General features: G+C 66.7%; 10 protein-coding genes. 2 read left to right on the top strand and 8 right to left on the bottom strand.

The features are described from left to right. Positions 1-37: 37 nt before the first annotated feature. From AC57B8_RS31225 to AC57B8_RS31195, 7 genes are all read right to left on the bottom strand, one after another. The gene (locus AC57B8_RS31225) at positions 38-490 is read right to left on the bottom strand and encodes a hypothetical protein (RefSeq protein WP_496481705.1); all 453 of its coding nucleotides are present in this window, start codon (positions 488-490) and stop codon (positions 38-40) included. Between the two features lie 14 nt (positions 491-504). After that, positions 505-1,278 carry a LuxR C-terminal-related transcriptional regulator gene (locus AC57B8_RS31220; RefSeq protein ID WP_095744458.1) on the bottom strand — a complete coding sequence of 258 codons (774 nt, stop codon included), beginning with the start codon at positions 1,276-1,278 and terminating at the stop codon, positions 505-507. A gap of 857 nt (positions 1,279-2,135) precedes the next feature. After that, positions 2,136-2,822, bottom strand: a complete 687-nt coding sequence (locus AC57B8_RS31215) for a response regulator (RefSeq protein ID WP_095950012.1) — start codon at positions 2,820-2,822, stop codon at positions 2,136-2,138. Between the two features lie 37 nt (positions 2,823-2,859). After that, positions 2,860-4,542 (bottom strand): sensor histidine kinase, encoded by a 1,683-nt coding sequence (locus AC57B8_RS31210; protein WP_496481704.1) that lies wholly within the window; start codon positions 4,540-4,542, stop codon positions 2,860-2,862. A 377-nt stretch (positions 4,543-4,919) separates the two neighbouring features. Further along, positions 4,920-5,390 carry a hypothetical protein gene (locus tag AC57B8_RS31205; protein ID WP_062470870.1) on the bottom strand — a complete coding sequence of 157 codons (471 nt, stop codon included), beginning with the start codon at positions 5,388-5,390 and terminating at the stop codon, positions 4,920-4,922. A gap of 378 nt (positions 5,391-5,768) precedes the next feature. Next, the gene (locus tag AC57B8_RS31200) at positions 5,769-7,115 is read right to left on the bottom strand and encodes a DUF5666 domain-containing protein (RefSeq protein WP_496481703.1); all 1,347 of its coding nucleotides are present in this window, start codon (positions 7,113-7,115) and stop codon (positions 5,769-5,771) included. Further along, positions 7,112-7,945, bottom strand: a complete 834-nt coding sequence (locus AC57B8_RS31195) for a DUF6502 family protein (protein ID WP_095950009.1) — start codon at positions 7,943-7,945, stop codon at positions 7,112-7,114. Before AC57B8_RS31195 ends, AC57B8_RS31200 begins: the two co-directional genes overlap by 4 nt. 354 nt (positions 7,946-8,299) lie before the next feature. Between AC57B8_RS31195 and AC57B8_RS31190 the strand changes: the two genes are divergently transcribed. Next, positions 8,300-9,253, top strand: coding sequence for an alpha/beta fold hydrolase (locus AC57B8_RS31190; protein WP_496481702.1), 954 nt, complete (start codon positions 8,300-8,302; stop codon positions 9,251-9,253). Beyond that, positions 9,250-9,567 carry an antibiotic biosynthesis monooxygenase family protein gene (locus AC57B8_RS31185; protein WP_496481701.1) on the top strand — a complete coding sequence of 106 codons (318 nt, stop codon included), beginning with the start codon at positions 9,250-9,252 and terminating at the stop codon, positions 9,565-9,567. The genes AC57B8_RS31190 and AC57B8_RS31185 overlap by 4 nt, the downstream gene beginning before the upstream one ends. A gap of 4 nt (positions 9,568-9,571) precedes the next feature. Here AC57B8_RS31185 and AC57B8_RS31180 read toward each other — a convergent pair whose 3' ends face one another. Continuing rightward, positions 9,572-10,288 (bottom strand): FadR/GntR family transcriptional regulator, encoded by a 717-nt coding sequence (locus AC57B8_RS31180; protein ID WP_496481700.1) that lies wholly within the window; start codon positions 10,286-10,288, stop codon positions 9,572-9,574. Between the last annotated feature and the right edge of the window lie 45 nt (positions 10,289-10,333).

Genomic DNA, 10,333 nt, shown 5'->3' with positions numbered 1-10,333 from the left:
AACTTTCTCACATACAAATTAACTGACGAGAACCTGACTACGCGCGCCAGAGCCAAAAAAAAACAGCGACCGCGGCGACACCGGCCGAAATCAGGGCGATCAGCGCCATTTCCGCATGGCCGTCATTGCTTTTTTGGGACGTCGCAGCGAAAGCGGGAGGACGTTCATTGCCGTGTGGCGGGCTCGCGAAGGGGCTGTAGACGGCGGAGCCGGGGCGCTCCGGGTCACCGCTTCCTGTTGTGGCCGCCGGATCGTCGGGAGAGGCCGTCACCGCGGCCGCGTCGCTTGCGACTTCGCCGTCCGCAACGCCGCCATCCGGGTTCTCGTGCGCCGCAACGGCGGCCGACGTCGCTTCCGTCGCGATCGCCAGGTCGGCGCACATGACCTGCGTGGCCCAGGCCGCGACAAGCATGGCCTGGACGAAGGGCCGCCTGTCGAGCGCGCGGCGGGGGTGCGATCCGGCGGCGAAGGGGCAATCGATCGGGGTCATGGGGTCGCTGCCCTTCAGATCAGGCCCGTGTGAACGGCGAAGTTCACCGCCTGGGCGCGCGAATGCACATGCAGCTTCTTGTAGATGCTCTTGATGTGCACATTGACGGTCTGGCCGGTGATGCCGAGCTTGGCGCCGATCTCCGCGGAGACGTAACCCGAGGCCACGCAACGCAGGACCTCGCTCTCTCGCGGCGTCAGTGTCATGTCGCGCGACGGCGGCCTCGGCGGCGACGGCGCCTTGTCGGCGACCGGCTCGCGGGGGTGGTAGTCCAGGCGGTGCAGCAGGCGCCGCGTGAGCCGGGGCGTGATCGCCGCCCCGCCGTTCACCACGTGCAGCACGGCATCGGCGAAGCTTTGCAACCAGGCGTTCTTCAGGAGGTACCCCATGGCACCCAGTTCGAAGGCGCGCAGCACGTGGGCATCGTCCTCGAGCGAGGAGATCACGATGACCTCGCTGCTGCGGTGCAGGCGGCGTGCCTCGGTGATCAGCTCGAAGCCCATCTCGTCGCCCAGCTGCAGCTCGAGCATCAGCACGTCGAAGGTGTGCGTGGTCAGCAGCCGGCGTCCCTCGCGAACGCTGTCGGCCTGGCCTTCGAGCTGGATGCGCAGGTCCGACAGCAACTCCTGGGCGATCACCCGGCGCATGTACTCGTCGTCGTCGACGAGCAGCACGCGCACCGGCGATTTTTCCTGGCCGATCAGGAAGTCCGGCCACAGCCTCGCGGCGGGCGCGCAGACGCCGACGGAGGCCTTCTCGCCAGAGCTGATGAGCCGGTGATCAAGCATGTGCCTGCCCCGGTTGGCGTGAGCGACGCAGGCCGGTCGTTGCGAGCGTGGGCGGGGAGACGCAAAGGTCGTCCATCGAGCGCTCCGGGGCCACTTTCCCCATCGGCGGCAAAGCAGTTTGGGGTTTCATACATTTTCAAGAGAAAAATGAAAGGCAAGTGCCGAATTGAATGTTTTCTGTGAGTTTTAATTGAAATTCAATTCGGCCCGAGGCTTGCGCAATCCTATGAACTTGACGGGGCGGTTGCGCGGGTCTTTTGCTCCTGTTTGTGGAAAGACATGAGTGTTTCAAAATGGAACTACCTGAACCATGACGTTCGATATACCTAATTTCTATGTTTCTGAGGCTGATCGTGAAAAACGACGCATTGTTCGCCAAGTGAGCAATGCTGGTTGAAAAGTGGAATGGGTTTATTTATGCATGGAAATTTTGAAAAGAATGAAATTAATCAAATATGAAATTCATTTTTAAATGGGTATTTGGTGTTCGGTGAAATAAAATATTCAAAAAACCAATTGAAACCGTGGAAATAATTTGATTATTGAGATTCCGGTGATATTTGAATTGAATGAAATCTTCTATTAACCAAATTGTCTGCTATCCGATTTTTATATTTGGAATTTATTCTCTCGCTTGATCGTGATTTTTCAATTCAATTGAAATTCAATTTCTTTGGGGTGGCACGAAATACGGTGCCGAATCTTTTCCTCCTCTGCCAGTGCGGTGCGCTCCCGCACGTCAGCTGATCGCAGCAGGCGGTGATCGGAAAAGCGGGGAAATGGCGGGTCCCGGAGGGGCAGCCGACGCTGAGCGGCCCGCAGTGGGCGCCCCGAAGGACGGGGCGGGCAGGGCGCTGTCAGTGCGCCATGGCGTCGAGGTGGTGCTTGACGGCGTAGATGTACAGCTCGAGCCGGTTCGTCACGCCGAGCTTCTGGTAGATCGACGTGAGGTGGTTGCGCAGCGTGTGCTCGGTGACGAAGGCCTGCCCGGCCAGCGTCTTGTTGGAGGCGCCGCTGCCGTGCACCACGGTGCGGACGATGTCGCGCTCCTTCTGGGTCAGGCTGGCCTGCCTGACGGACTCGGGGTCGGCTTTCGGCGGCTTCTTCACCGAGGTGAGCTCCGAGAGCACGCGGCCCATGGTCGGGGCATCGACGCAGAGCTCGCCGTGGTGCACGCGCTCGATCGCATCGAGCACCTGCTCGGCCGAGGCGTCCTTGCGCATCACGCCGCGCGCGCCGCGCAGCACCGCGAGGTCCAGCGTGCGCTGCTCGCGTTCGCCGGTCAGCACGACGACGCGCGAGACCTCGTTCGACAGCAGCTGCGGCAGGATGTCCAGGGCGCAATGGCCGTCCAGGTCGAGGTCGAGCACGATGACGTCGGGGGCCAGGCTCTGCGTGTGCGCCACGGCTTCTTCGCAGCAGCTGGCGGTGGCGACGACCTTCATGCGCGGCTGTTCGCCGTCGATCAGCCGGGACAGGCCCCACAGCATGGTCTGGTGATCGTCCACCAGCAGGACGCCGATGGGATGGGCTTCGGTTTGCATGAGGGGCTCCTCGGACTGTTGTCGTGCTTTTGGGGGCTCAGATGGGGATTTCGATCAGCACCTCGGTGCCGCCGCCCCGGCACCGGCTGACCTGCGCGCGGCCTCCGAGCGCCGCTGCGCGGTCGCTGAGGGAGCGTGGCCGGAAGGGCGCGAAGTTCTCTTCGTCGCCTTCGTTCTCGATGCGCAGGTGCAAGCAGCCGTTGCGGCAGCCGATGCGCACGCTGCCGCGGCGGGCCTGCGTGTGCTTGCAGATGTTGTTCAGGCCTTCGCCCACCATCTGCAGGACCTCCGCGGTCATGCGGTCGTCAAGACGCACGTGGCCTTCGACGTTCACCGAGATCTCGATGCCGTAGAGGCCCTGGATGCGGGCGGCCTGGCTGTACAGCTGGTGCAGCACGAGGCCGCACGAACTTTCCGGGCCGGCCTTGACCGCGCCCGCGAAGCGCCGCAGGTCGGCGATCACGCCGCTCGCCACCTCGGCGAGCTTGTCCAGGTCCTCGAGCAGCGGGTTGTCCGCGGCGGCCTTCTTGCGCAGGGCGCACAGGCCCATGCGCAACCCGATGTAGGGCTGCACGGCGGTGTCGTGCAGGTCCAGCGAGATCTTCAGGCGCTCGGTCGCGGCCGCTTCCGAGGCCATGCGGTCGAGCACTTCGATGGTCTCGATGACCGGGAAGATCTGTTCCATGAGGTGCGCGAGGAACAGCGCATCGGACTTGCTGAAGTGGCCGTTGCGCGAGGAGATGAACACGCGCCCCTCGCCCAGGCGCAGCGGCAGCGCGGCGCTGATGAACGCGCGGGCCTCGAGCATGGCGGCCACCGCGGCACTGCGCTTGGCGCCGTCGCGGCCCTCGGGGCGCCAGCCGATCGCACCGGGGCCGTGCATGTGGCTGCGCGCAAAGAAGAGGTTCAGCGGCCAGGGCAGGCGGTTGCTCAGCACGGTGTGCGGATGCTCCAGCGCCATCAGCGGCGACTCGGCGATGCCCCCGAGCGTCTCGACACCGACGTGCTCGCAGCTGTCGTCCTTGCGCAGCGTGCGCAGGGTCCAGTTGCCGGTGGCGGTGTCCCGCGTCATGAGGATGCAGTGGCTGGCCTTGAAGAAGGCCAGCGTCTTTTCCATCGTGCGGGCGATGGTGCGGCCCGCGCCGAAGCGCGGGTTCGACAGCTGGCTGATGTCACCCAGCAGGGCCAGGCGCCGCTGCAGGATGAGCTTGGAGCCGCCCCAGTGCACGATCATGTGCCCCAGCGCCAGCAGGAAGGTCGTGCGCATCAGCAGCTGCGGCGCGTCGTCGCCCGTGCTCGTGCCGAGCCCGCAGGCGGCGAACGACGCGACCGAGACGATCGTCACGCGGGCGCCTTCCTCGAAGCCCCAGCGGAACGAGGAGGTCAGGATGGCGAAGAAATAAAACAGGAAGAAGAGGCTGTGCACGCCGCCCGTCACGAAGACGATCAGCGTGAACCACATCACGTCGGACCAGTGGACCGCCTTGCCCTGGACATGGCGCCAGCCCCCCTGCGTGCAGGCGTGCACCAGCACGCTGTGCAGGAGGTATCCGCAAAAGGCCAGCCAGACCGCGCTGGCCACCGGTTGCCGCGTGGGCCCCGCATCGACCGCCATGGCCAGCACCGCCGAGATCGACAGCACCAGCCGCATGCGGGCGGCCATGAGCGCATCCGTCGACAGGCTGCTGTCGAGGCTCGGGGCGGAGACGGGGGCGCGCATGGCAAGACATCCTTCGCATGAACTGTTTCATGCACGGCAGGGGCCGACGTTCGGTGGTAACAGCCTGGCGTTCATTTCTTCGTGCCAATAACGCGGTGTATGTGAAGGTTTCACATTACTTCTTTGGTACTCGAAAGGAACCTTGTGGGCGATCTGTGACGTCTGTTGCGCTTGGTTTCAATTGTGTCGTGGGCAGGCTTTTTTCATCGCCGTACGAGGCGCCTTCGCTGGGCCGGGGGCTGCCGCAGGGCAAGCGGGTACCCGATTCATGGAGGTGTGGGGCAAGGGGAACGCGAGGGGCGGTGTTCGTGCGCGCCGGACGCACCGATCCCGGCGCGCCAGGGCTGGCACGCCGGGCGTTCGACCCGAACCCGGATTCAGCCGCGCCGCGGCACCAGCGCCGTCCGTCCCAGGGGCGTGACCCGCAGGACGGTGGCCTGGCGCAGCTTCTGCCGGGCGCGGCAGATCGGGGGGAGGGTGGCTTCCACCATGCCGGCGGCTTCGAGGACCGCCACGGAGTTGATCTCCGACGGGTCCTCGGTGTGCAGGGGAAAGGTCGAGTTGCCGATCCTGCGCAGGTAGTCGAGCGGCATGACGCTCCATTGGGGGCGTTCTTCATGCACCGAGGCGCCGTTGCCGCAGAGCGTGGCGATCTCCGCGTGCCCCTCGTCCGTGATGGCAAAGACCTGGGCGCTTTCGTACCGCTGGTAGCCGAAGTTGTCGACATGGAACTCGGCTTCGATGAGTCCGGTGGCGACCAGCACCGAGGCATGCCGGATGTCCGCGTCCGCCGTGAGCATGACCGGAAAACGCTTGTTCATGAGCCGAAGAAGAAGGACGAGCGGCATGCGGTACTCCTCGCAATGTCAGCGGTGCCGGCTGGCCCGGCGACGAACAGGCACCCGATGCGCAGCCCCGCACAGGGAGACATCCGTCAGGCGTGGGCCTGCGATGCCAACGGGGAGCAACGGTCGCACTGAACTCGCGGGAACAGACACGGAAGCCACCAATGTAATAAATGTGATTTTTTCACTTTAGTCCCTTTTTCGTACTTTCGCCACGGGTTTGGAGATAGATGGCCGAAGGTGCTATCCGGCCCGCGTGCGCGCAGGCCCGCCGCGATGCGGCGATATCGAGCTGGATGCGTGAGAAAGCCCGGCTTCGCCTGCCGCCAGAAGGGGCGGGCGATGCGACCGGGCGGCGGGGCGCTGCGCCGCCGCTTCAGGTCAAGGGTTGAACGTCACCCGCTGGGCGATGAGAACGCCGTCGACCACCCGGTCTCCCACGACGGTCACGCGCTGGCCGTTGGCCAGGTTCGCGGCGGTACCGTTCTCGAAGGTGGTACCCGGTCCGCTGGCGTCCACCGGCTGGCCCTGCACCCTGAAATTGGCCGAAGACTGGTAGCCGCCGATGGCCCCGATGAGCGTGAACGAGGCCGGCCCGCCCGTGCCCGGCACATGGCGGATGCGCAGCTTCTTGACGACCAGCACCCCGCCGGACATGAAGCCGTCGACCTCGACCTTCACGCCGTTGCCGAGCGAACCGACGGGGCCGCCCGTGATCTGCGCATTGGTGGCGTCCACCGGCGTGCCCAGCACCTTGAAGGCGCCGCGCGAGACGAAATCGGTGATGTCTCCCGCGAGCTGCAGTGCGATGCCGTTGCTCGTCGGTATCGCGTACCAGCCCTGCACCTGGGTCGCCGTGAACGCGTTGCCGGTCGGCGCGACCGTGCCGCGGGCGCGCACGATGATACCGTTGGCCAGCGACGAGGCGTCGATGCCCGCGAAGCTGGCGCCGCCATAGCTGACCGTCAGCTGGCCGAGCGTGAAGGTCTGATTCGTCGTGTTGAGGTTCTGGATGGCGCCCGTCACCAGCGGGGCGGTCAGCGTGGGTGCGGTCTGCACGCGGGTGGCGCGCAGCGTGCCCGGCGCACCGGGCAGGCCCCACACCTGGATCAGGCTGCCGTCGGCCACGTTGGCAAGCCCGTTCGCGTCGGCCCAGACCGTGGCCGCATCGACGGTCACGTTGATGCCCATGACGACGAAGCTGCCGGCGCCCACGTCGATGCGCGAGACGGCGCCGCGCAGTTCGGCCCCCGACACGACCTGCGTCGCGATGCCGCGGGTGAAGTCGGGGTCGACCTTGCCGGCGACCCGCGCACTCATGCCGATCTGGAGTTCGGTGGCGTCCTCGACGGTGATGGTGGCCGTGTCCGTGGTGTAGCGCAGGCCGTTCAGGATGATGCTGCCCAGGCCGTCCGCGGCGCCGATGCCGGCGGCGTCCGCAGTCACGCCGGTGCCGCCCGAGCCGACACCGGAGCCGTCGGTGTTGCCGTTGCTGGCGGTGTCGCCGGAGCCGCCCGTGCCGGCGTTGCCCGAGCCGGACCCGGTCCCATCCCCGCCGGTGCCCGTGCCCGCGCCGCCGGGGCTGTCACCGCCGATCGCGGTGCCGGTGCCCAGGCCCAGGTTCCCGGTCGAGGCACCACCGCCGCCTCCGCAGGACATCAACAGGACCGTGAGGCCGGCGCAAAGCAAGCCCAGCAGGAGGCGGCGGGGTGTTTTCATCGTGCTCATGAGGGGCGCTCGCTTTCAGAGGACGCGGGCGGGGGCGGCGTGCCCTCGTCCTCGTAGTACGTGTAGATGCCGACACGGATTCGTCCTTCGGCGCGGGCCGGCGCGCGGCTGACCGCCTGTGCCATTTCCTGCGCGAGCTCGTGGTGCAGGGCGGACCAGCGGTCGCGCACCAGGCGGTGGATCTGTTCGCAATCGTTCAGCGACAGCCCGCGCGCGTACACCGCGCGTTCGAGCATGCGGGGCTGCTCGCCCAGCGTGTTGGCGACGGCCGCCAGCAGGTGGTCCCGGCCGTTGTCGCCCAGGAAGGCCAGCATCGATTGCAGGTCCTGCACGGGCACGAAACCGTCGGCGGTGAGTTCGGCCATGCCCTCGTTTTCAGTCACCATGTTCAACCGGATCAGCTCGTCGAGGATGGTGCGGTGGTGCACGTTGCCGCGGCTGCTCAGGCGGGCGACCGCCTCGAACGAGGGCGCCGTGTGGCCCGAGGTGACGGGCAGGCGCCGGAACGAAGCGTCTTCGGTCAGCATCTGCAGCCACAGCGTGAACGTCTTGGCTGCGGCCGACAGTTCGGTGTGGGGCAGGGGGTCGACGGTGGAGCGGACCTTGGCGGTCACGGCCTTGCGGTTCAGGCCGGTGGTGACCGACAACTGGCTCAGGTTGGGTTTGGGAACGCCCTGGCTGCGCCAGGAGTGCTGCGCCTCCTCGATCAGCAGGTCGCGCAGCAACTCCTCCAGGTGGGGGTGCTTGACCCCCATCGCGAGGGCGAGCTTCACCACGGGTCGAAGGATGCGTGAGCAGGCCGCGAGGGCCCATTCCAGCCGTTGTTCCATGACGCGACGTGTGTAGTCCTGAAAGTGCGATGCCGACAGGATCGGAGGCGGCGCCCCGACCACCATCAACGCCCCATTGTCCTGCGCACCGCGCTGCAGTGAAAGCTTTGGACTGCGGTTTGACGGCCAGTGAGCCAAAGTTTCATGTTCGGGCGCGGGGCGACCGTCCGGCCGGTGCTGCCAAGGCCGATCGGCCGACGGGATGGCCAGGTTGCCTATGTCGCCCTGCAGCGTGCCCGCCGCAGGGCGCGCGCGGCCTGGACGACACCCAGGGTCGGCCCTTTCCCACATGCGGGCCCCGCGCCGGAGGCGACAAAGACACCTCTGTTTCTTTGCATGTCTCAAGGAGCCGAGATGGCCAATGCGAACCCCCGAAAGAACGACGCGGCCGGCACGACCGCCGTCACGCACCGCACGGTGCAGATCGATGGCGTCGAGGTCTTCTATCGCGCGGCCGGTCCGGTGGGTGCCCCGGTGCTGTTGTTGCTGCACGGCTATCCGTGTTCTTCGTTCCAGTACCGCGCGCTGATGCCGGCGCTGGCGGACCGCTGGCGCGTGGTGGCGCCCGATTTCCCGGGCTTCGGCTACAGCGGCACGCCCGAGGAGAACTTCGTGTTCGATTTCGATGGCTACGCGTACTTCCTCGACCGCTTCACCGCCGCGCTCGCGCTGCGCCGCTACGCGCTGTACCTGCACGACTACGGTTCGCAGATCGGCCTGCGCCATGCGATGCGGCGGGCCGGGCGGGTGACGGCGCTGATCATCCAGAACGGCGACATCTACGAAGACACGCTGGGGCCGAAGTACGCGGCGATCCGGGCGTACTGGAACGACCCGAGCGAGGTCCATCTCGCGGTGCTGGAGCGCGCCGTGAGCGAAGAAGGCTTTCGCGACGAGTTCATCGGCGAGGTGTCGTCGCGCGTGGCCCCTCGGCTCGCGCCCGATCTCTGGCGCCTTCACTGGCCGTTGATGGACACGCCCGTGCGGCGTGGCATTGCGCTCGGTCTCATGAAGGGGCTGAAGGACAACCTGCGGTGGTTCCCGCGCTACCAGGACTACCTGCGCACGTACCGCCCGCCCACGCTGATCCTGTGGGGGCCGCAGGACGGCTACATGCCGATCGAGGCCGGCCGTGCCTACCTGCGCGACCTGCCCGACGCCCAGTTCCACGCGTTCGACGACGGGGGCCACTGGCTGCTCGAGACGCACCTGGCCGAGGTGCTGCCGCCGCTGCGCGATTTCCTGGGGCGGCACCTGCCGGTGCCGGCGTCTGCATCCACCCGGACGATCGAAGGCGTGCCGGTATGAGCACCGCCACCATCGCGCGCATCTGGCGCGGCCGCGTCACGCCCGACCGCGCCGACGCCTACGAACGCTACCTGCTGGCTGAAGGCATTCCGCCGTTGCGCAAGACGGCGGTCGCGGTGCAGCTGTTCCGCGAAGACCGCGCCACCGACACCGAATTCGTCACGACCTCCTACTGGCCCGACGTGGCCGCGATGAGCGCGTTCACCGGCGGCGACCCGAATGGGGTGCATCACCTGCCGCGCGATGCGGAGTTCCTGATCGAGCTGCCCGAGCGCGTCGAGGTGCTGCGCATCGTCGTCGACACGTGGACCTGAAGCGTCAGGCCGCCGAACCTGCCTCGAGCCCCGTCGGAAAGTGCACGCCCGCGCGCTGCGCGGCCTGCACGATGTGCTGCGTCATCGCCTGCTGCGCCAGCGCCGGGTTGCCTTGCGCGAGCGCTTCGATGATCGCCATGTGCTCGTCGTAGGTGGCATGGCGCGCGCCGCGCTTGTAGAAGGGCAGGCGCTGGCTCTCCTGCATCACCTCGGCGCTGTTGCGCAGGATCTCGGCGATGGCCTGGTTGCCGGCGATGCCGATGATCTGCATGTGGAAATCGAAATCGAGCTGCGTGGCCTGCGTGAAGTCGCCGGCGTCGATGCATGCGCGCATGGCCTGTGCATTGGCGCGCAGCGCCGCCAGGTCGTCCGCTTCGATGACCAGGCAGGCCAGCCGCGCTGTGAAGTTCTCGACCGCGAAGCGCAGTTGATAAACGTCCTGCAGTGAATGCGAGGTGGCGAACTTCCAGGCCGGGGAGGCGGCCGGCGCCTGTTGTCCGCCGTCTTCGGCCACGTACATGCCCTTGCCGGGGCGCGGAATGACGAGGCCCGTGCCCTGCAGCGTCGACAGCGCCTCGCGCAGCGAGGTGCGGCTGATGCCGAGCTGCTCGGCCAGGTCGCGCTGCGAAGGCAGCAGCCCGCCGGCCGCGTAGGTGCCGTCCGCGATCCGCTGCTGGATCAGGCGGGCGGCGGTGGCGGCGACGGCGGGGGAGGCGAGCATGGGTGGTTTTCGGTGCGAAGTGCGGCAGTGGCGGGAGCTGGAAAT

The organism is Variovorax sp. BGA-UO-ETr-C22 (assembly GCF_059567965.1).
Note: the sequence above shows the minus strand (reverse complement) of the source record. Positions and strands in the feature narration are given on the sequence as shown.